Below are 19,845 nucleotides of genomic sequence, written 5' to 3'. Positions count from 1 at the left end.
AATCATGGCCGGCCCGTCAGCGCCAGCCGGGCCAGGATCGCGCGGCGACGGAACTCGGACAGGCTCAGCCCGCCTGCCTCGATAAGCGCCGGATCGCGGGCGGCCTGGGTCAGGATCGGCACCGCCAGCGCGCCCGGAAAGGCCGCCGCGCGCAGCGGTGCGGGCAGGCGCGCGCTTCGCCGTTCGGCCAAGGCCTGCTGGGCCAAATCGGCCAGATTGCCCGCCGACAGGCTGACCAACCGGTTGCGCCCGCGCCGGGCCAGAGCAGCCGCCGCACGCAGGTAAGAGGCCAGGCCCTGCGCACGGCCATGGGCGCGCAGCGCCGCCTGATCAGCAGGCCCAGCCCCCAGCGAGAGGCCCGCGGCCCACGCCACGTTGCCCGCCGTCTGATCAAGATAATCCATCAAATCCCGTGCATCGGCGAAAGGCTCGGCCCAGCAATCGCCGCGCCGGGCCTGGGCCACGCCGTGCAGGGCCGCCGCGACGGGCGCGCCCCGCGAGCAGAGCGCGCGCAGATCGGCGGGCGCGTCACCCTGCGGCGGCGCCGCCAAGCCGTCGATCCACCATTGCAGCCGCATTTCGGCCAACAGCGGCTGGTCCGAGGCCCAAGGCGCGCGCGCGATCTGAAGGTTGACCGCATAGACGGGCCACAAAAGATCCCGCAGCGCGGCGGGCGCGGCCATGGTCGGCCAGAAACGGTCGGGATCGCCCGCGCGCACCGCCTCGGCCAAGGCCACGTCAGACATCGGGTTCGACGACCATCAGCGCATAGGCGATCTCGCCGGGGGCGGCCTGCCATCGGGCGATTTCGGCCTCGGCATCGTCAAGGGCAGCGGCCAGCGCGCCCGTCGCGTCGGGGCGAAGCCGCGCGATACGGGCGGCGAGCGGCTTGTAATAGGCCTCCCACGGGGCGCCGATCATCAGATGTTCGCCCAGCACGCGATAGCCCGCCGCATGAACACGGTCGCGGATGCCCTGCGCATTGGTGATCTGGGGGTAATCCGCCCAGAAGGCCTCTGCCGCAGCGGACGGTCGCGGCAGCAGGCAGGGTTCGGAAAACGCGACCCGCCCGTGGGCCGACAGCGCCCCGCGCCAGCGCGACAACCCTTCGGTGACGCCCAGGAAATACAGCGCCCCCGCACACCAGATCAGATCATAAGGCCCTGACAGATCAGCCATATCGCCCTGCTGCACGCGGATGCGGTCGCCATAGGGCGCGGCGCGCAGCCGCGCGGCCTCGACCAGATGCGCGACGGCGTCGATCGCGTCGATCCGCGCCCCGGCGCGCGCCTTGGCCAAGCCAACCGTATCGGCGCCCGGCCCGCAACCGGCATCGCAGATCCGCGCATCCTCGGGCGTGCCCGCGACATACAGCGCCCAGGCCAGATCGGCCGACGTCCCCGGCCCCTCGCGCGGGAGGTCGCGGTGCAGCGTGTAAAACGCCTGTTCAGCGGTCAGTTCGCGCATGGCACGGCTCCGTCACGGATGAGTTTCCAGTTGATTGCATCCAGCAGCGCCTCGAAGCTGGCATCGACGATATTGGCGCTGACCCCGACCGTCGACCAGCGGCGGCCCTGGCCGTCCTCGCTGTCGATGATGACGCGGGTCACGGCCTCGGTGCCGCCATTGGTGATGCGGACCTTGAAATCGACCAGCTTCAGATCGTCGATAAGCCCTTGATAAGGACCAAGATCCTTGGCCAATGCCTTGGACAGCGCGTTCACCGGGCCACGATCCTGGCCGGTCGCATCCATGCTTTCGCTGACCGACAGCTTCTTGTCATCGCCGATCTTGACGACCACCACCGCCTCGGACAGCGAGACCATGCGGTCATGGCGGTTCTTGCGCCGCTCGACGGTGACGCGGTAGCGCTTGACCTCGAAAAAGCGCGGCATCAGGCCCAGTTCGCGCCGCGCCAGCAGCTCGAAACTGGCCTGCGCGCTGTCATAGGCATAGCCGTGATCCTCGGCGTCCTTTACCGCCTCGAGCAGGCGCGGCAGGCGCGGGTCGGTCGGGTCGATCTTGATCCCCGCCGCAGCCAGTCGGGCGCGCAGGTTCGACTGGCCGGCCTGGTTCGACATCGGGATGACGCGCTGATTGCCGACCTGCGCGGGGTCGACATGTTCATAGGTCGAGGGGTCTTTCAGGATCGCACTGGCATGCAGCCCGGCCTTGTGCGCAAAGGCCGACGCCCCGACATAGGGCGCGCTGCGCAGCGGCACGCGGTTCAGAATCTCATCCAGACGGCGCGACAGGCGGGTCATGCCGTCCAGCGCCGAATGCGGCACGCCCAGCGTCAGATGCGCATAGGCGGGCTTCAGCAGAAGCGTCGGGATCAGGCTGGTCAGGTTGGCATTGCCGCAACGCTCGCCCAGACCGTTCAGCGTGCCCTGGATCTGCCGCACCCCCGCCTCAACCGCGGCCAGACTGCCTGCGACGGCCATGCCGGTATCGTCATGGCAGTGGATGCCCAGCCGATCCCCCGGCAGACCGGCGTCGATCACCGCGCGCACGATGGCGCCGATTTCGCCCGGAAGGGTGCCGCCATTGGTGTCGCACAACACGATCCAGCGCGCCCCGGCCTCATGCGCGGCGCGCAGGCAATCCAGCGCATAGGCCGGATCGGCCTTGTAGCCATCAAAGAAATGCTCGGCGTCAAACAGCGCCTCTCGGCCCTTGCCGACCACATGGGCGACCGAGTCCCGGATCGCCGCGATATTGTCGGCGCGCGGAATGCCCAGTGCGGTATCGACGTGATAAACATGCGTCTTGCCGACCAGACAGACGGCAGGCGTCGCGGCATCCAGAACCGCCGCCAGCACATCATCATTGCTGGCCGACCGCCCGGCGCGCTTGGTCATGCCAAAGGCGGTCAGCATGGCACGGGTCGCGGGGGGATGGGCGAAAAAGTCGCTGTCGGTCGGATTGGCACCGGGCCAGCCGCCCTCGATGTAATCAAGGCCCAGGCCATCCAGCATCTTCGCGATTTCGACCTTTTCATCGGTCGAGAATTGCACGCCCTGGGTCTGCTGCCCGTCGCGCAGCGTGGTGTCGTAAAGATACAGCCGGTCGTCCATCATACCCCCGTCACAAGGGGGGCGCTGCCCCCCACCGCGCTTGCGCCGCGCCCCCCGGAGTGTTGGGAAACAGAAGAAGCCGATCTTTCTTCTGTTCTCAAATGCTCCCGCCGGAGGCGCAGGCCGGTCATTCCCGCACCGCCGGCAATTTCTGCGCATCAAAGCCCGTGCCGGGCACCAGCTCGATCCCGGCCTTGGACATGCGCACCTCGACCCCCGCCGTCAGCAGCGCGGATTTCAGCGCGTCGACCGCCGTGAAATCCTTGCTTTCCATCGCCTGCCCGCGCAAAGCGGCCAGCCGGTCTGCCCAAGGGGTAAGGTCGGCCTTGGGCGCGTCCCAGCCGGCGAGTTCATCGGTCAAGAGGCCCAGCAGCGAAGCCGAGGCCTTCAGCCCCGCCGCATCCCCCTGCCCCGCCAGATCGTGCAGCGCGGCGATCGCCCCCGCGGTGTTCAGATCATCGGCCAGCGCCGCGACGACTGCGGGGGCCGGGCTGGGCGCGGGCTCGATGCCCGCGACCAGACCCCGCCATTTGCGCAACACCGCCTCGGCGTCGCGCGCCTTGTCGGCGGTCCAGTCCATCGGCTTGCGGTAATGGGTTTGCAGGAAGACAAAGCGGATCACCTCGGGCGGCACGCCCTGATCCAGCAGGTCACGGACGGTGAAGAAATTGCCCAGCGATTTGGACATTTTCTTGCCCTCGACCTGCAACATCTCGTTATGCAGCCAATAGCGCGCGAAACCGCTGCCCGGATGGGCGCAGCAGGACTGCGCGATCTCGTTTTCGTGGTGCGGGAATTGCAGGTCGATGCCGCCTGCGTGGATGTCGAAGGACGGTCCCAGCAGGTCATGCGACATGGCCGAGCATTCGATATGCCAGCCCGGACGCCCCCGGCCCCAGGGGCTGCCCCAGCCCGGCATTTCGGCATCCGAGGGCTTCCACAGCACGAAATCCAGCGGGTCTTCCTTGTAGGGCGCGACCTCGACCCGCGCCCCCGCGATCATGTCATCGACCGAGCGGCCCGACAGGCGGCCATAATCGGCATAGCTGCGCACCCGAAACAGCACATGGCCTTCGGCGGCATAGGCGTGGCCCGCGGCGATCAGCCCGTCGATCATGGCGATCATCTGGCCGATATAGGCGGTGGCGCGGGGTTCGTGATCGGGGCGCAGTGCGCCCAGGGCGTCCATGTCGTCATGATACCAGGCGATCGTTTCCTCGGTCCGCTGGCGGATCAGATCTTCCAGTGATCCGGGCGCGCCCGCCGCGCGGCGGCGCTGCGCCTCGGCGTTGATCTTGTCATCGACGTCGGTAAAATTGCGCACATAGGTGACGGCATCCGCGCCATAGACATGGCGCAGCAGCCGGTTCAGCACGTCGAACACCACTACCGGCCGGGCATTGCCCAGATGCGCGCGGTCATAGACGGTCGGGCCGCACAGATACATCCGCACGTTATCCGCGCGCAGCGGCACAAAGGCCTCTTTGCGGCGGGTCGCCGTATTCGTCAGCCGGATGTCGACCATGGTTCAGACCCTTCCCAGCGGGTCCGGTCGGTCTGGCTTTGGAAAAGACGCAGAAGAACGGCCCGCCCGATTGCTCAGCCGGTAATGCACATGACGGTGGTGATGCACAGCGCGTTCATGGCCCGCAGCCTTAGCCGGTCGCAGGCCGCCTGCCAAGCGAAAACCGGGCGCTACGCGGGGATTTCCATACCCTTGTCGCGGGCCAGTTCACGCATCCGCTTTTGCAGCTTTTCAAAGGCGCGCACCTCGATCTGGCGGATGCGTTCGCGCGACACGTCGTATTTCGACGACAGGTCTTCCAGCGTCACCGGATCGTCGACCAGACGGCGCTGAACCAGAACATCGCGCTCGCGGTCGTTCAGCACATCCATCGCGCCCATCAGCATTCGGCGGCGGGTGTCCAGCTCATCGCTTTCGGCATAGGATTCGGCGGTATTGGCGCCCTCATCCTCAAGCCAGTCCTGCCATTGGCTCGTGCTGTCGCCATCGCTGGACCCCACCTGCGCGTTCAGCGAGGCATCGCCGCCCGACAGGCGCCGGTTCATCGAGATGACATCATCGGCCGAGACGTTCAGATCATGGGCGATCTTGGCCACATGTTCGGGGCGCAGATCGCCATCCTCCAGCGCGCCGATGCGGGATTTCGCCTTGCGCAGGTTGAAGAACAGCTTTTTCTGCGCACTGGTCGTGCCCAGCTTCACCAGCGACCAGGACCGCAGGATGTATTCCTGGATCGCGGCGCGGATCCACCACATCGCATAGGTGGCAAGGCGGAAGCCCTTTTCGGGGTCGAACCGCTTGACCGCCTGCATCAGGCCGACATTGGCTTCCGAGATCACCTCGGCCTGCGGCAGGCCATAGCCGCGATAGCCCATGGCGATTTTCGCGGCCAGCCGCAGGTGGGAGGTCACCAGCTTGTGCGCGGCCTCGCTGTCCTGATGGTCGACCCAAGCCTTTGCCAGCATGTATTCCTCTTCGGGTTCCAGCAGCGGAAACTTGCGGATTTCCTGAAGATAGCGGTTCATCCCCTGTTCGGGGCTGGGCGCGGGAAGGTTGGCATAACTGGTCATCGAACATCTCCTGTCTGCCCGCCGGTTCGGCCGGGCGGCCCGCGCGCAATCTGCCACGTCGGGGCGGTGATAGATGGGCGCGCGGCCGGTTGGCGTCAAGGCTGCGCGATATCAACCCGACAGCAATCATCGGGTTCCCCGCCCCGGTTGAACAGGGGAAAACCAGCCCTGTCACGCGGATGTCAGCGCGTGTCAAACGTTTGACAGTTTCGCGATCAGCCCCGCCATGTCGGCAGGCAGCGGCGATTCAAACCGCAGTTCCGCACCGGAAACAGGATGGACAAAGCCCAAAGTGGCCGCGTGCAGCGCCTGACGCGGAAAGTCCATCGCCGCCTGGGCCGCGCCGGGCGGCAGCGCGTTGGCCGAGACCTTGCGCCGCCCACCATAGGTCGGATCGCCCACCAGCCCGTGCCCGGCATGGGCCAGATGCACGCGGATCTGATGGGTGCGCCCGGTTTCCAGCCAGCAATCGACCAGACCGATCACCGGCGGCGTGCCGAACCGCTCGACGATCCGCGCCCGCGTCACCGCCGCCCGCCCACCGGCGCGCAGCACCGCCTGCTTCTGGCGGTCGCTGGGATGGCGGCCCAGTTGCGTGGCAATGCGCAGGATGCCGCCCGATTCAAACGCCACGCCCTCGACCCCGCGCAGGCGCGCGTCGCTGGCCTCGGGCAGGCCATGGGTCAGGGCAAGGTAATGGCGATGGACGGAATGCGCCTCGAACTGCGCCGCCAGCCCCTGATGGGCGCGGTCGGACTTGGCCGCGACCAGCAGGCCAGAGGTTTCCTTGTCGATGCGATGCACGATGCCGGGGCGGATGCGCCCGCCGATCCCCGACAGGCTGCCCGCGCAGTGGTGCAGCAGCGCATTGACCAGCGTGCCGCTGTGCTGCCCGGCACCCGGATGCACGACCATGCCGGCGGGCTTGTCGATGACGATCAGATCGGCATCCTCATGCAGGATCACCAGAGGGATCGGCTCGGGGCGGGCCTCGACCGGATCGGGTTCGGGCAAGGCGATCTGATAGACCTCGCCCTCGGCCACCGGGGCCTTGGGGCTGGTCACGGCGGTGCCGTCACGGGTGATCGCGCCCTCGGCCAAGAGTTTCGCCAGCCGCGACCGCGACAGGCTGGCCGCCTCTGGCACATCGCGGGCCAGCGCCTTATCAAGACGGTCGGGCGGGCTTGGCCCGATCACGATCCTGACCGCAGAGGCCGCACCGATGTCAAAATCGTCTTCATCCGAATCCAACGAACTGCCCCTTTCCGCGCTGCCGCCCGAACTGCGCTTTCTCAAGCGGCTGGTCACGGCGCTGGCGCTGGTGATGATCTTCGGGCTTTTAGCGATCGTCGCGCTGCTTGTCATCCGGCTGGGCAAACCCGCGCCGGTGCTGCCTGACCTGCCGGCCGCGATCAGCCTGCCCGCAGGTGAACAGCCACAGGCGCTGACCTTTGCGCCGGGATATACGGTGGTGGTCACGCAGACCGGGCGCGTGCTGATCTATGCCGCCGATGGCAGCCTGCACCGCGATGTGACCCCCTAACGCAGGCCCAAGTCGGCCAGCGCCCGGTTCAGCGCGGGCGGCAGCGCCGGTTCGGCGGCCCGGCCCTTGGGCAGATCGGGCGGGGCCTCGGCCGCGGACAGATAGCGCCAGCCCTGAAAGGCGCGCTTGGGTGTGGCGGCGACCGGCACGATCTCGGGGTCAAGGATCAGCGCACAGCGCGCGATTCCGTCCGCGCCCAGCCGTTCCTGCAACCCGATCAGCCGCTGGCGGGCCTGCACCACGCCCTTGATGACCCAATACAGCGATCCGCCGTCCAGCAGCTCATCCCCGCGCTTGGGCCACATCCGGGTGACATGTTCGGCCTGCGCCCCGCCAAACCGGCGTGCCTGCCAGGCCGACAGATCGGCCAGGCTTTCCGCGCCCACGCACAGCTTGATCAGGTTCAGCGAGTTTTGGCCCATCACCGCAATATAAAGCGGCAGCGTCGGGGTTCAATGCCACATCCGGTGTCAGGGCTTATCGACAAGCGCCGCGATCACGATTAAGTTGATCGCCTTCGCCAACCGCCGCCTGCCCGAGCAAGCCCGACAAAGGACCCGAGATGAGCCGCTTTGCCGCACCGATCGCCGAACAGATCTGGGACATGAAATACCGTCTGAAACAAGCGGATGGCACCCCCGTCGATCTGTCTGTCGAAGACAGCTGGCGGCGCGTGGCGCGCGATCTGGCCTCGGTCGAATCGGACCCGAAGCTGTGGGAAGACCGGTTCTATGGCGCGCTTGAGGATTTCAAGTTCCTGCCCGCAGGCCGCATCGCCGCCGGTGCCGGCACCGGGCGCAACGTCACCCTGTTCAACTGCTTCGTCATGGGCACGATCCCCGACAGCATGTCGGGCATTTTCGACGCGCTGAAAGAGGCCGCGCTGACCATGCAGCAGGGCGGCGGCATCGGCTATGATTTCAGCACCGTCCGCCCGCGCGGGGCCGAGGTGAAGGGCGTGGCCGCCGATGCCTCTGGCCCGTTGTCCTTCATGGATGTCTGGGATGCGATGTGCCGCACCATCATGTCGGCCGGTTCGCGGCGCGGCGCGATGATGGCGACGATGCGCTGCGATCATCCCGACATCCTGACCTTCATCGAGGCAAAGCAGGACGCCGCGCGGCTGCGCATGTTCAACCTGTCGGTGCTGGTGACCGATCCCTTCATGCAGGCGGTCAAGGCTGACGGCCCGTGGGATCTGGTGTTCAACGACACCGTCTATCACACCCTGCCCGCCCGCGATCTGTGGAACCGGATCATGCGCGCGACCTATGATTACGCCGAGCCGGGCGTGATCTTCATCGACCGCATCAACCAGCAGAACAACCTGGGCTATGTCGAACAGATTGCCGCGACCAACCCCTGTGGCGAACAGCCGCTGCCGCCCTATGGCGCCTGCCTGCTGGGTTCGGTGAACCTCGCGCGGTTGGTGAAAGACCCGTTCGGCCCGGATGCCGCGCTGGATGTCGCGGCGCTGGACGAGCTGGTGCGGCTGGCCGTGCGGATGATGGATAATGTCGTCGATGCCTCGCGGTTCCCCCTGCCCCAGCAGGCCGAGGAAGCCCGCAACAAGCGCCGCATCGGTCTGGGGGTGACCGGTCTGGCCGATGCGCTGCTGATGGTCGGTCAGCGTTACGGTAGCGTTGAAGCCGCGCGGATCGCCGGCGACTGGATGAAGCAGATCGCGCGCGCGGCCTATCTGGCCTCGGTCGATCTGGCGCGCGAAAAGGGTGCCTTCCCGCTGTTTGACGCCGACAAATATCTGGCCTCGGGCAATATGGAACGCATGGATGACGACGTGCGCGCCGCGATCGCCGAACACGGCATCCGCAACGCGCTGCTGACCAGCGTCGCGCCGACTGGCACGATCAGCCTTTATGCGGGCAATGTCAGCTCGGGGATCGAGCCGGTCTTTGCCTATGCTTATACCCGCAAGGTGCTGCAAAAGGACGGCACCCGGACCGAGGAGGAGGTCGTCGATTACGCCGTGCAGATGTGGCGCGACCGCTTTGGCGACAAGCCCCTGCCGGATTACTTCGTCAACGCGCAGACGCTGGCGCCGCTGGATCACGTTCGGATGCAGGCCGCCGCCCAGGAATGGGTGGATTCCAGCATTTCCAAGACCATCAACTGCCCCGAGGACATCAGCTTCGATGACTTCAAAGAGGTCTACATGGCCGCCTGGGATCAGGGCTGCAAAGGCTGCACCACCTATCGCCCGAACGATGTGACCGGCTCGGTCCTGTCGGTCAGCGAGAAATCCGACAAGGCCCCCGAGGCCGATACCGGCGCGGAGGTCGTCTATCTGACCGAACCGCTGGACCGCCCGGCGGCGCTGGAAGGCGCGACCTACAAGCTGAAATGGCCGGGGTCGGAACATGCGATCTACATCACCGTCAACGATATCGTCGAAGGCGGCAGCCGTCGCCCGTTCGAAGTGTTCATCAACTCGAAGAACATGGAGCATTACGCCTGGACGGTGGCGCTGACCCGGATGATTTCGGCGGTGTTCCGTCGCGGCGGCGACGTGTCCTTTGTCGTCGAGGAACTGAAGGCGGTGTTCGACCCGCGCGGCGGCGCCTGGTCCGAGGGGCGCTATATCCCCTCGATCCTGGCGGCGATCGGGGGCGTGATCGAACGGCATCTGATCGCCACCGGCTTCATGGCGGGCGAAGGCATGGGGCTGAAATCCGACCCCAAGGCTGAAATCGCCAGCAATGTCGTGGCGATGCAGATGGACGGCACCACCGGCGCCCCCCGCGGCGCGTCCTGCCCGCATTGCGGCAGCTATGCGATGCGCAAGGTCGAGGGCTGCATGACCTGCGCCGATTGCGGCCATTCGAAATGCGGCTGATGGGGGGCCTAGCCCCGCCCCAACCCGCGCCCCCGCAACAGCCGCGCCGCCAATACCGCCAGGAAGATCCGCAGCAGGTGGTGCGCGGTGACATAGATCACGCTGACATGCAGCGACAGCGCGATCAGGCTCATTTCCGCCAGCCCGCCGGGCGCGAAAGCCAGAAAGATCGCCGCGCTCGACTGGTCCATCACGCGCGACAGGGCCACGGCGACGCCCCCCGCGAGGGCCAGCATCATGGCGACGCTCAGCGTGGAAATCGCCGCCGCCTGCGCCAGCATCCGGCCACGCAGCCCGGCAAAGCGCACCCCCAGGTTGACGCCGATCACCACCTGTGTCGTGGCGATCAGCCAGCCCGGCGGCGCGCCATCCGACAGCCCCGCCAGATGCACCGCGCCCGAGGCCAGCACCGGCCCCAGCACCAGCCCCGCCGGCAGGCGTGATCGCAGCCCCAGCCAGCCGCCGATCACCCCCGCGGCGATCAGCCAGGCAATGTCCAGGCCATCCAGCGGTGCGCGATCGCCCAGCACCACACCCGCGCCCGATCCGACCGCATGGCCGGTGATCGCGGCAAAGATCACCGGCACGGTCAGGATCGTCAGCACCAGCCGCAGGAATTGCAGCGTGGTCAGCATCCGCACATCGGCACCCGCCGCCTGGCCCATCTCGATCGCCTCGATGAAGCCGCCGGGCGCGGTGCCGAAAAACGCCGCCGCCCGGTCGCGCAGGCCCAGCGCGCGGGCGATGGCAAAGCTGATCCAGTGAACCACGGGGATGAAGACCACCAGCGCCAGGATCGAGGGCCACCAGCCCGGCACCGCCGCGATCATGTCCGACGTGAAGGCCGCGCCGATCGACACGCCGATCACCGGCACGAAGACCAGCCGCAGAACCGGCGGCGACCAGACCGAATGGCCGATGGGCCGCCAGCCCGCGACGGCTGCGATGGCAACCGCCAGCAGCGCACCCAGCAGCATCGGCAGGGGCAGATGCAGCGTCTTTGCCACCAGTCCGCCCGCCAGCCCAAGGGCCAGCGTCAGACCTGCGGTCAGATCGCGGCTGCCCACACCCCCTACCAATGCGGGGGCCGCTGATCGGCCAGGGCGACGCTGCCCCCGGCATCGGCCTCGCGCTCGGCCTCGCGTTCCAGCAACAGGGCGACGCGGCGCGACAGGCGTTCGACCTCGCGGCCCTGGGCGGTGACGACATCGGACAGATCCTCGACCATCCGCGTCAGATGGGCGATGCGTTCTTCCAGATCGCGGCTCATGCTTGTTCCCCCTTGGTGCATCCGTTACACCCGGCGGCGCAGGAAAGTGCAAGGTCAGGTCATGTCCAAGGAAAAACGCCAGCCCCGCCCCAAGGCCGAACCGCCCAAGGGTTTCCGCGATTACTTCGGCCCCGAGGTGACCGAGCGCGCCGAGGTGCTGGACCGCATCGCCGCCGTCTATCGCCTGCATGGCTTTGATCCGCTGGAAACCAGCGCGGTCGAGACGGTCGAAGCCCTGGGAAAGTTCCTGCCCGATGTCGACCGCCCGAATGCCGGCGTCTTCGCCTGGCAAGAGGCGGACGTGCCCGGCGGCGGCTCCGGCGACTGGCTGGCCTTGCGTTACGACCTGACCGCGCCTCTGGCCCGTGTCGCGGCGCAGTATCGCAACGACCTTCCCAGCCCCTATCGGCGCTATGCCATGGGCCCGGTCTGGCGCAACGAAAAGCCCGGTCCGGGGCGGTTTCGGCAATTCTATCAATGCGATGCCGATACGGTCGGGGCGGCATCCGTCGCCGCCGATGCGGAAATTTGCGCCATGCTGGCCGCCGCGCTTGAGGCGGCGGGCATCGCGCGGGGCGATTACGTCGTGCGCGTCAACAACCGCAAGGTGCTGAACGGCGTGCTGGAACGCATGGCCGCACCAGCCGACAAGATCGACGCCATCCTGCGCACCATCGACAAGTTCGACAAGGTGGGCGAGGACGGCGTGCGCGCCCTGTTGACCACCGGTCGGCGCGACGACAGCGGTGCGATGATCGAGGGGGTGGGCCTGCCTGATGATGCCGCAGGCCCGGTGCTGGCCTTTCTGACCGCCAAGGGTGCTGACAATGACGAAACCCTGTCGCGCCTGACCGACGCCGTTCAGGGCAGCTCCATCGGCGCCGAAGGCGTCACTGAGCTGGCCGAGATGGCGGCGCATCTGGCCGCGCTTGGCATCGGCCCCGACCGTGTGCAGATCGACCCCTCGGTCGTGCGCGGGCTTGGCTATTACACCGGCCCGGTGTTCGAGGCGGAACTGACCTTTGAAATCCTTGATGACAAGGGCCGCAAGCGCCAGTTCGGATCGGTCGCGGGCGGCGGGCGCTATGATGGGCTGGTCGAACGCTTCACCGGGCAAAAGGTGCCTGCCACCGGCGTTTCCATCGGCGTCGACCGCCTGCTGGCCGCGCTGCGCGAGACGCGGGGCGGCACGGCGGCGGCGGAAGGCCCCGTGGTCGTCACCGTGATGGACCGCGACCGGATGGGCGATTATCTGGCCATGGCCGCCGAACTACGGGCCGCCGGCCTGCGCGCCGAGGTCTATCTGGGCAACCCCAAGAACTTCGGCAATCAGATGAAATATGCCGACAAGCGCGGCGCGCGGCTGGCGATCATCCAGGGCGGGGATGAGGCGGCGCGCGGGGTCGTGCAGATCAAGGATCTGATCCTGGGCGCGCAGATCGCCGCCGAGGCCAGCGTCGAGGAGTGGAAGACCAACCCCAGCCAGCGTGAGGTTCCCCGCGCCGATCTGGTTGCCACCGTCCGCGCCATGCTGGGATCCGCCTGATGGCCGACAAACCCGCCGCCCGCGCGGTCGGCGCGCGCCTGCTGGCGGCCTTCACCGCCGCCGGGGCCGAACCGGTCGAGGCGCAGATCCTGCTGCCCGCCGGTCGCCTGCTGGACCTTTACGGCGAGGACATCCGCGCCCGCGCCTTCGTCACCCTTGACCCGACCGAGGGCGAGATGATGCTGCGCCCCGACTTCACCTTGCCGGTCGTCGAATGGCACATGGCGGGCCGCGCGACGCCCGCGCGCTATGCCTATCTGGGTGAGGTGTTTCGCCAGCAGGCCCCCGGCTCGACCCGGCCGCGCGAAAGCCTGCAAGCGGGGTTTGAGCTTTTCGACGCAGGCGATCCTGCCCAGGCAGATGCCGAGGTCTTCGCGCTGATCCATGCGCAACTGGCGCATCTGAACCTGACGGTGGAAATCGGTGACATCGGCCTTCTGATCGACGCGGTGGCGGGGATCGACACCCTGCCCGCGCGCAAGGCGGCGCTTTTGCGCCACATCTGGCGGCCCCGCAGGTTCGCGGCGCTGCTCGATCGCTATGCGGGCCGCGCGCCGGTGCCACCCTCGCGCGCCGCGCTGCTGGCGGGCCAGGCCATCAGCGATGCGCCGCTGACCGGGCTGCGCGGCGCCGATGAAATCGCCGCCCGCATCGCGCATCTGCACGAAGACGCCGCCGCCCCGCGCCTGCCTGCGCAGGTCGTGGACGATCTGTCACGGCTGTTCGCGCTGCGCGGCCCGGCTCCGCAGGCCTTGGCGGCGCTGCGCGATCTGGCGCGCGCCTTGCCCGCCATCGGCCGGGGCACCGACCGGCTGGCCGCACGGCTGGATGCGATTGCCGCACGCGGCATCGACCCGGCCCGCCTGACCTTTGCCGCCAGCCACGGACGCGCCAGCATGGAATATTACGACGGCTTCACCTTCACCTTCCTTGACCGCGACCCCGGCCAACCGCCGGTCGCCTCGGGCGGGCGCTATGATGCGCTGACACGGGTGCTGGGGCGGGCCGACGGCCATGACGGCATCCCGGCGGTCGGCGGCATCATCCGCCCCGCCGCCGTCGCCCGGCTGGAGACCGCGCCATGCTGAAACTCGGCGTCCCCTCGAAAGGGCGGCTGATGGCCGACACATTCGACTGGTTCGCATCGCGCGGCATCCGGCTGACGCGCAGCGGGTCAGACCGCGAATATGCAGGCGCGGTCAGCGGCATCGACAATGTGCAACTGGTGCTGCTGTCCGCGGGCGAGATCCCGCGCGAACTGGCCGCCGGGCGTATCCATCTGGGCGTCACCGGGTCGGACCTGATCCAGGAAAAACTGCCCGATCCCCGCGCCGTCACCGCGCTGACGCCGATGGGCTTTGGCCATGCCGACCTGATCATCGCCGTGCCCGCCGCCTGGACCGATGTCGACCTGCTGGAGGATCTCGACGCCGCCTGCGCCGCCTTCCGTCGAACCCACGGCTTCCGTCTGCGCATCGCCACCAAATATCACCGGCTGGTGCGCGATTTCCTGCGCGATCACGGCGTGGCCGATTACCAGCTTGTCGACAGCCAGGGCGCGACCGAGGGCACCGTCGCTAACCTGACCGCCGAGGCGATCGCCGACATCACCAGCTCGGGCGAGACGCTGCGCGCCAACCACCTGAAAATCCTGTCGGACGGGCTGATCCACGCCAGCCAGGCCACACTGTTCGCCGCCCGCGATGCCGATTGGTCGCAGGATCAGACGACGCTGGCCCGCCTCTGCCAGATGCTGAACCTGACCCCGCCGTCGCTGTGAGTATTTGGACAAAGAGGAAGGGGCAAGAAGCGCGCCCTGCCCCTTCCTCTTTGGGTCAATACTCCGGGGTCCGGGGCAGCGCCCCGGTCCGACGCCGCCCTTAGCGGAACAGTACCAGGGCGCCCGGCGACCAGGCCACCCGCGCGCGCGCGCCCGCGTCCAGCACCGGACGGCCCGGCACGTTGCGCATCGAGATCCGCACCTCCTGCTCGGTGCCATCCAGGATCACGTCGTAATAGGTCATGTCGCCGTAATAGATCGCCTCATCGACCAGCCCCGCCGCCTCGCGTTCGTGGGGGGACTGGCCGTCATACAGCAGCGTCAGCGTTTCCGGGCGGAAGCCCACGGTGACCGGTTCCCCCGTCGCGGCGGGGCATTGATCCGGCGACAGATGGGCGCGGCCAAGGCCCTGCACCTCGACCTCGACACCCGCCGGGCCTTCCGAGACCACGGTGGCGGGCAGGAAGTTCATCACGCCGATGAAATCCGCCACCTGACGCGAATTCGGGCGGCGATAGAGCGTTTCGGGATCGGCCAGTTGCGCGATCTGCCCCTCGAACATCACCGCGATCCGGTCGGACATGACCAACGCTTCTTCCTGGTCATGGGTGACCAGCACGAAGGTGATGCCGACCTGGCGTTGCAGCTTGATCAGCTCGACCTGCATCTGCTCGCGCATCTTCTTGTCCAGCGCGCTCAGCGGCTCATCCAGCAGCAGCACCTTGGGCTTCAGGATCAGCGCACGGGCCAGGGCGACCCGCTGGCGCTGACCGCCCGACAGCGCGTGGGCGGCACGGTTGCCATAGCCCTTCAGGCCCACCATCGCCAAAGCCTCATCGACGCGGGCGGCCTTTTCGGCGGCAGTTCCCGGCTCGCGCCGCAGGCCGAAGCCGACGTTCTGCGCCACCGTCAGATGCGGGAAGATGGCATAGGATTGAAACACCATGTTGGTGGGTCGGATGTTGGCGGGCACATCCTCCATATGCTTGCCGTCGATCAGCACCGCGCCGCTGTCGATCCCCTCGAACCCCGCGATGGTGCGCAACAGCGTAGTCTTGCCGCAGCCTGAGGGGCCAAGCAGCGAAAAGAACTCGCCCTCGCGGATGGTGGCGGTGATGCCGCGCAGCGCGTGGTAATCGCCATAGTATTTATGGACCTCCTTGAACTCGATCATCGGCTTGCGCGCGTCCAGGGCGGCGGCCGTGGCCTTGGCGGGTTTGGCGGGGGTGGGCGCGCTCACAGGAAGCCTCCGGTATCTTTGCCGCCGGTCTTGGCAATGCCGCGGCGGCGGAAATATTCAGCGATGGTCAGAAGAAGGATGGACATCACCACCAGCACCGTCCCCAGGGCCAAGATGACCGGGATGTTCTTGGGAAAGCGCAGTTGGCTGAAGATATAGGTGGGCAGGGTCGGCTCCTTGCCGGCCAGGAAGAAGGCCAGGATGAACTCATCCAGGCTGATGGTGAAGGACATCAGCAAGGCCGAGATGATGCCGGGCATCACCAAGGGCAGGATGATCAGCCGGAAGGTCGACCATTTGGTTTCGCCCAGATCGTAGGCCGCTTCCTCAAGCGAGCGGTCGAGGCTGTTGAAGGCGGTGGTCAGGATGGCGATGCTGAACGGCAGGCAGATCAGCACATGCCCCAAAATCACCGTCAGCAGCGAAAGTTCCACCCCGACCGCCAGCAACACCACCAACAGCGACATCGCCAGAATGATTTCCGGCAGCACCATCGGCAGCATGATCAGGCTCATCGCGGCGCCCTTGGCCGGAAACCGGTAGCGGGTCGAGGCGCGGGCGGCAAAGATCCCCAGGCACGTGGCCAGCACCGCCGCCGAAGCCGCGATGATCAGCGAGTTCTTCAGCGCCAGCCGCAGCGCCGCATTGCCCATCATCTGACTGAACCAGTCGGTCGTGAAGCCTTGCAGCGGGAAGGAGATGATCGTGCCCTGGTTGAAGGCAAAGACCGGCAGCAGCAGGATCGGCGCATACAGAAACAGCAGGTAAAGCCAGGCATAGCCGCGCAGGATCGGGTGTTTCATCGGCTTTGCCCCTTCAGCACGCGGCGGTTCAGGAACAGGAACACCACCGCCACCAGCGTCACCACCAGCATCGCGCTGACCGCCATCGCCGCGCCCAGCGGGCGGTTGTTCTGGTCAAGCATCTGGCTTTGGATCAGGTTCGCCACCATCGGGATCTTGCCGCCGCCGATCAGCGTCGGCGTGACATAATCGCCGATCGTCGGGATGAACACGATCAGCGTCGCCGCGATCACCCCCGGCATTGCCAGCGGCAAGGTGACGCGCCAAAAGGTCATCAGCTTGGATTCCCCCAGATCCAGCCCCGCCTCCAACAGCGAGCGGTCGATCTTTTCCAGCGCAACGAAGATCGGCAGGATCGCGAAGGGCGCATAGGCATGGGCCAGCGTGACCGAGATCGCCGCGACCCCGTTGGTCATGAACGACATCGGCCCGTCGATGATCCCCAGCCCCTCAAGCGTCGAGGAGAACACGCCGTTGAAGCCCAGGATCACCTTCCACAGGAACACCCGGATCAGATAGCTGGTCCAGAACGGGATGGTGATCAGGAACAGCCACAGCGACTTGCGCTCCGGCGCGACGTGGAAGCTGATGAAATAGGCGATGGGAAAGGCCAGCACGACCGTCGTCAGCGTGACCGAGGCCGCGACCAGCACCGATCGCAGCGTGACCACGCGAAAGATCTCGCTGCCCCAGGTCTGGCGATAGTTTTCCAGCGTAAAGCCGTGGCTGACCTCGTTGTATCCCAGCTTGAACTGGAAGAACGAGATGAAAACCATCACCGCCAGAGGCACGGCCAGCAGCGCCAGCGCATAAAGGAACGGGGGCGCGATCATCGTCATGCCCTGCGCGGCCTCGCTGTCGCCAGACCGCCTGCGTTGGATCGGTGCGGACATGTTCCCCCTGCCTGATCTGCCCCGCGCATGGATTCCCCGCGCGGCGCCAGATTTTCACAAGGTGCGGCCATAGAAAAGGGGTTTCAGATGCCAGTCAGCCGGGGGGTGTGCAAAGGGCGCGGCAATCGGCTGGATCAGCGACAGACAGGCGGCATCGCGCCCTTCGGCGCGGCAGTGATGCAGCCATTCGGCCATCGCGTAAAGCGCCTCCTCGGCGCGCGTGCTATCTGCCAGCAGGATCGCCGCGCCGGGGCGGATCAGCGCGGGCAGGCCCGACAGCGCATCGGCCACCGGCGCAGGCAGCGCACGGCCCGGATCGGGGCGCGACAGGGCGCAGGCGCGCGCCAGATCGGCCGCAGCCCCGCCCGGCAGCGGCACCCGCCAGTCGCCGCCGACGACATGGCAAAAGATCAGCTCGCTGATCTCGTCGCGGCCTCGGGGGGGGGGCGGTCATATGACCATCTCGCCCGGAGGGCGCGACAGAAGCCCGACCAGCACCGAAAGCGCGCGGCGAAACCGCGCCTCGCTGATGCCGCAGGCCAGCGCAATGCGCACCGCATTCGGGGCTTGGCCATCCTGCAAGGCATATTCATCGGCGGGCCGGACCAGCACCCCCTCGGCCTCGGCCATGCGGGTAAAGGTCGAAGCGCGCCAGCCGATCGGCATCGACAGCCACATGAACGACAGGCCCGGCTGCCAGCGCAGATCCCAGCCGGCAAAGGCATCGACCGCGATCTTCAGACGCTCGACCACGACCGCATGGGCGGCATCGCGCAACGCCTCGGACCGGCCGCTGGCGATCAACCGGGTGACGGTTTCGATGATCGGGCGCGACAGGCCGAAAAAGCTGTATTGCGCCGCCAGCCGCCCGGTTTCGCCCATCCCCGCAGGACAGGCCATGACACCGAACCGCAGGCCCGCCGACACCGATTTCGACAGGCTGGTGCAATACCAGCCGCGATCGGGCGCCAAGGCCCGCAACCCCGGCAGGCCGGTTTCGGGTGTGGTGAAGCAATCATCCTCAAGCAGGTGGAAATCGTATCTGCGCGCCAGATCGGCCATCGCCTGCCGCCGGGCCAGCCCCATGCGCGCGGTCGTGGGGTTCTGCGCCTCGGGCGTCAGGCACAGCAGCCGGACGGGGTGGCGCAGGCAGATCGCCTCGACCGCCTCGGGCAGCGCGCCCTCGTCGTCCATCGGCACGCCCATGATCTCGGCCCGGTTCAGCCGCGCGGCCTGGCGGATGCCGGGATAGGCCAGCGCCTCGGCCAGCACCAGCGGCCGGTCGCCGCGCAGCACGCATTGCATGACCAGCCCCAGCGCGTTCTGCCCGCCGTGGGTCAGCACCAGATCATCGACGCCCAAAGGCCCCAAAGGATAGCTGGCCAGCAGCCGCAGCACCTGCTGGCGGCAGGCCAGATCCAGCCGCAGGCCGGGATATTCGACGACCTCGGGACCGATCGCATCGGCGGCCTCGCGCAGGGATTGGGCGATGGCTGCGGCCTGCCCCACATCGGCCAGTTGCGGGGTGCGCAGATCGACCGGACCGCTGTCACGGTCAAAGCCGGCGGCGCGTTCGGCCAGCAGCGGATGCGGCACCACCGGCGCCGGCGGCTCGGCGACAAATGTGCCGCGTCCGACATGGGCGGTCAGCAGCCCTTCGGCGGTGGCGATCTGATAGGCGCGCGCGACGGTGCCCGGCGTCACCCCCAGTTGCTGCGCCAGATCGCGCACCGTCGGCAGTTGCGCCCCGGCCGCCAAGGCGCCATCACGAATCGCCTCGCGCAGGTGCTGGACCAGCAAAAGATACTTCGGCCCCGCCGAACGCCCGCCATCCAGCCCGGAAAGGGTGGCATTTGTATCACGGTTGAGTGAGATCGGCGGCCAGATTGTATTTGACACAATATTCCCTTGGACAGGATTGTTGCGATATTGTATGTATTTCTTACGACAGATCCACGATTGTATCAATACACAATAACCGCAAAACGAAACGAGTTCGAAAATGTCCGCCCGCGTTCTTGCCTACGCACCCGCCCTTCCCCGCCGCCGGTTCCCGATGAACCCGCTGACCCTGATCCTTGACCTGATGGCCCGCCATCATTCGCGCGCCGCACTGGCGCGTCTGGATGCGCATCTGCTGGCCGATATCGGTCTGACCGCCGACGCCGCCGCGACCGAGGCCGCGCGCCCGTTCTGGCACTAAGGTTTACTCCCAGGTCCGCACCCCTGTCGGACCTCATCTTG

20 protein-coding genes are annotated in these 19,845 nt (G+C 67.2%); 6 read left to right on the top strand and 14 right to left on the bottom strand.

Annotated elements, in window-relative coordinates; all coding sequences use genetic code 11:
• Positions 1-2 precede the first annotated feature (2 nt).
• The 6 genes from ACEYYA_RS04350 to ACEYYA_RS04325 form a co-directional block, all read right to left on the bottom strand.
• Positions 3-746 (bottom strand): squalene/phytoene synthase family protein, encoded by a 744-nt coding sequence (locus ACEYYA_RS04350; protein WP_374797944.1) that lies wholly within the window; start codon positions 744-746, stop codon positions 3-5.
• Positions 739-1,467: a class I SAM-dependent methyltransferase gene (locus ACEYYA_RS04345; RefSeq protein WP_374797942.1), complete on the bottom strand. Its 729-nt coding sequence runs from the start codon at positions 1,465-1,467 to the stop codon at positions 739-741. Before ACEYYA_RS04345 ends, ACEYYA_RS04350 begins: the two co-directional genes overlap by 8 nt.
• Positions 1,455-3,080: a citramalate synthase gene (gene cimA / locus ACEYYA_RS04340; RefSeq protein WP_374797940.1), complete on the bottom strand. Its 1,626-nt coding sequence runs from the start codon at positions 3,078-3,080 to the stop codon at positions 1,455-1,457. Before cimA ends, ACEYYA_RS04345 begins: the two co-directional genes overlap by 13 nt.
• Positions 3,081-3,204: 124 nt before the next feature.
• Positions 3,205-4,602 carry a cysteine--tRNA ligase gene (gene cysS / locus ACEYYA_RS04335; protein WP_374797938.1) on the bottom strand — a complete coding sequence of 466 codons (1,398 nt, stop codon included), beginning with the start codon at positions 4,600-4,602 and terminating at the stop codon, positions 3,205-3,207.
• A 170-nt stretch (positions 4,603-4,772) separates the two neighbouring features.
• Complete coding sequence (gene rpoH, locus ACEYYA_RS04330) at positions 4,773-5,672, bottom strand: RNA polymerase sigma factor RpoH (protein WP_374797936.1); 900 nt, start codon at positions 5,670-5,672, stop codon at positions 4,773-4,775.
• Between the two features lie 192 nt (positions 5,673-5,864).
• Positions 5,865-6,923, bottom strand: a complete 1,059-nt coding sequence (locus tag ACEYYA_RS04325; protein ID WP_374797934.1) for an RluA family pseudouridine synthase — start codon at positions 6,921-6,923, stop codon at positions 5,865-5,867.
• Between ACEYYA_RS04325 and ACEYYA_RS04320 the strand changes: the two genes are divergently transcribed.
• A complete protein-coding gene (locus tag ACEYYA_RS04320; RefSeq protein WP_374797932.1) occupies positions 6,895-7,215 on the top strand; it encodes a DUF6476 family protein in 321 nt (106 codons plus the stop codon). The genes ACEYYA_RS04325 and ACEYYA_RS04320 overlap by 29 nt on opposite strands.
• Here ACEYYA_RS04320 and ACEYYA_RS04315 read toward each other — a convergent pair.
• Entirely contained in the window at positions 7,212-7,637 is a 426-nt protein-coding gene (locus ACEYYA_RS04315) for a DUF1489 family protein (protein ID WP_374797930.1), read from the bottom strand. The genes ACEYYA_RS04320 and ACEYYA_RS04315 overlap by 4 nt on opposite strands.
• A gap of 140 nt (positions 7,638-7,777) precedes the next feature.
• On the opposite strand from ACEYYA_RS04315, the gene ACEYYA_RS04310 reads away from it, so the two are divergent.
• Positions 7,778-10,069: an adenosylcobalamin-dependent ribonucleoside-diphosphate reductase gene (locus tag ACEYYA_RS04310; protein WP_374797928.1), complete on the top strand. Its 2,292-nt coding sequence runs from the start codon at positions 7,778-7,780 to the stop codon at positions 10,067-10,069.
• Positions 10,070-10,077: 8 nt separating this feature from the next.
• On the opposite strand, the gene ACEYYA_RS04305 is transcribed toward ACEYYA_RS04310, so the two are convergent.
• Positions 10,078-11,136: an AbrB family transcriptional regulator gene (locus ACEYYA_RS04305; protein WP_374797926.1), complete on the bottom strand. Its 1,059-nt coding sequence runs from the start codon at positions 11,134-11,136 to the stop codon at positions 10,078-10,080.
• Between the two features lie 5 nt (positions 11,137-11,141).
• Positions 11,142-11,339 carry a SlyX family protein gene (locus tag ACEYYA_RS04300; RefSeq protein ID WP_374797924.1) on the bottom strand — a complete coding sequence of 66 codons (198 nt, stop codon included), beginning with the start codon at positions 11,337-11,339 and terminating at the stop codon, positions 11,142-11,144.
• 61 nt (positions 11,340-11,400) lie between these two features.
• Between ACEYYA_RS04300 and hisS the strand changes: the two genes are divergently transcribed.
• From hisS to hisG, 3 genes are read left to right on the top strand one after another with little or no spacing between them, the layout of a single operon-like run.
• Positions 11,401-12,885 (top strand): histidine--tRNA ligase, encoded by a 1,485-nt coding sequence (gene hisS / locus ACEYYA_RS04295; RefSeq protein WP_374797922.1) that lies wholly within the window; start codon positions 11,401-11,403, stop codon positions 12,883-12,885.
• Entirely contained in the window at positions 12,885-13,973 is a 1,089-nt protein-coding gene (locus tag ACEYYA_RS04290) for an ATP phosphoribosyltransferase regulatory subunit (RefSeq protein WP_374797920.1), read from the top strand. The genes hisS and ACEYYA_RS04290 overlap by 1 nt, the downstream gene beginning before the upstream one ends.
• Positions 13,967-14,665, top strand: a complete 699-nt coding sequence (hisG, locus tag ACEYYA_RS04285; protein WP_374797918.1) for an ATP phosphoribosyltransferase — start codon at positions 13,967-13,969, stop codon at positions 14,663-14,665. The genes ACEYYA_RS04290 and hisG overlap by 7 nt, the downstream gene beginning before the upstream one ends.
• 100 nt (positions 14,666-14,765) lie before the next feature.
• On the opposite strand, the gene ACEYYA_RS04280 is transcribed toward hisG, so the two are convergent.
• The 5 genes from ACEYYA_RS04280 to ACEYYA_RS04260 form a co-directional block, all read right to left on the bottom strand.
• Positions 14,766-15,839, bottom strand: coding sequence for an ABC transporter ATP-binding protein (locus tag ACEYYA_RS04280; RefSeq protein WP_374798124.1), 1,074 nt, complete (start codon positions 15,837-15,839; stop codon positions 14,766-14,768).
• Positions 15,840-15,901: 62 nt separating this feature from the next.
• Positions 15,902-16,708, bottom strand: coding sequence for an ABC transporter permease (locus tag ACEYYA_RS04275; RefSeq protein ID WP_374797916.1), 807 nt, complete (start codon positions 16,706-16,708; stop codon positions 15,902-15,904).
• Positions 16,705-17,601, bottom strand: coding sequence for an ABC transporter permease (locus ACEYYA_RS04270; RefSeq protein ID WP_374797914.1), 897 nt, complete (start codon positions 17,599-17,601; stop codon positions 16,705-16,707). The genes ACEYYA_RS04275 and ACEYYA_RS04270 overlap by 4 nt, the downstream gene beginning before the upstream one ends.
• Positions 17,602-17,655: 54 nt before the next feature.
• Positions 17,656-17,979, bottom strand: coding sequence for a hypothetical protein (locus tag ACEYYA_RS04265; protein ID WP_374797912.1), 324 nt, complete (start codon positions 17,977-17,979; stop codon positions 17,656-17,658).
• A gap of 72 nt (positions 17,980-18,051) precedes the next feature.
• A complete protein-coding gene (locus ACEYYA_RS04260) occupies positions 18,052-19,500 on the bottom strand; it encodes an aminotransferase-like domain-containing protein (RefSeq protein ID WP_374797910.1) in 1,449 nt (482 codons plus the stop codon).
• A gap of 103 nt (positions 19,501-19,603) precedes the next feature.
• Between ACEYYA_RS04260 and ACEYYA_RS04255 the strand changes: the two genes are divergently transcribed.
• Complete coding sequence (locus tag ACEYYA_RS04255) at positions 19,604-19,804, top strand: DUF1127 domain-containing protein (RefSeq protein ID WP_374797908.1); 201 nt, start codon at positions 19,604-19,606, stop codon at positions 19,802-19,804.
• The last annotated feature ends 41 nt before the right edge of the window (positions 19,805-19,845 follow it).

Source organism: Paracoccus zhouxuedongae, assembly GCF_041927815.1.
In the GTDB taxonomy this organism is placed as follows: domain Bacteria; phylum Pseudomonadota; class Alphaproteobacteria; order Rhodobacterales; family Rhodobacteraceae; genus Paracoccus.
Note: the sequence above shows the minus strand (reverse complement) of the source record. Positions and strands in the feature narration are given on the sequence as shown.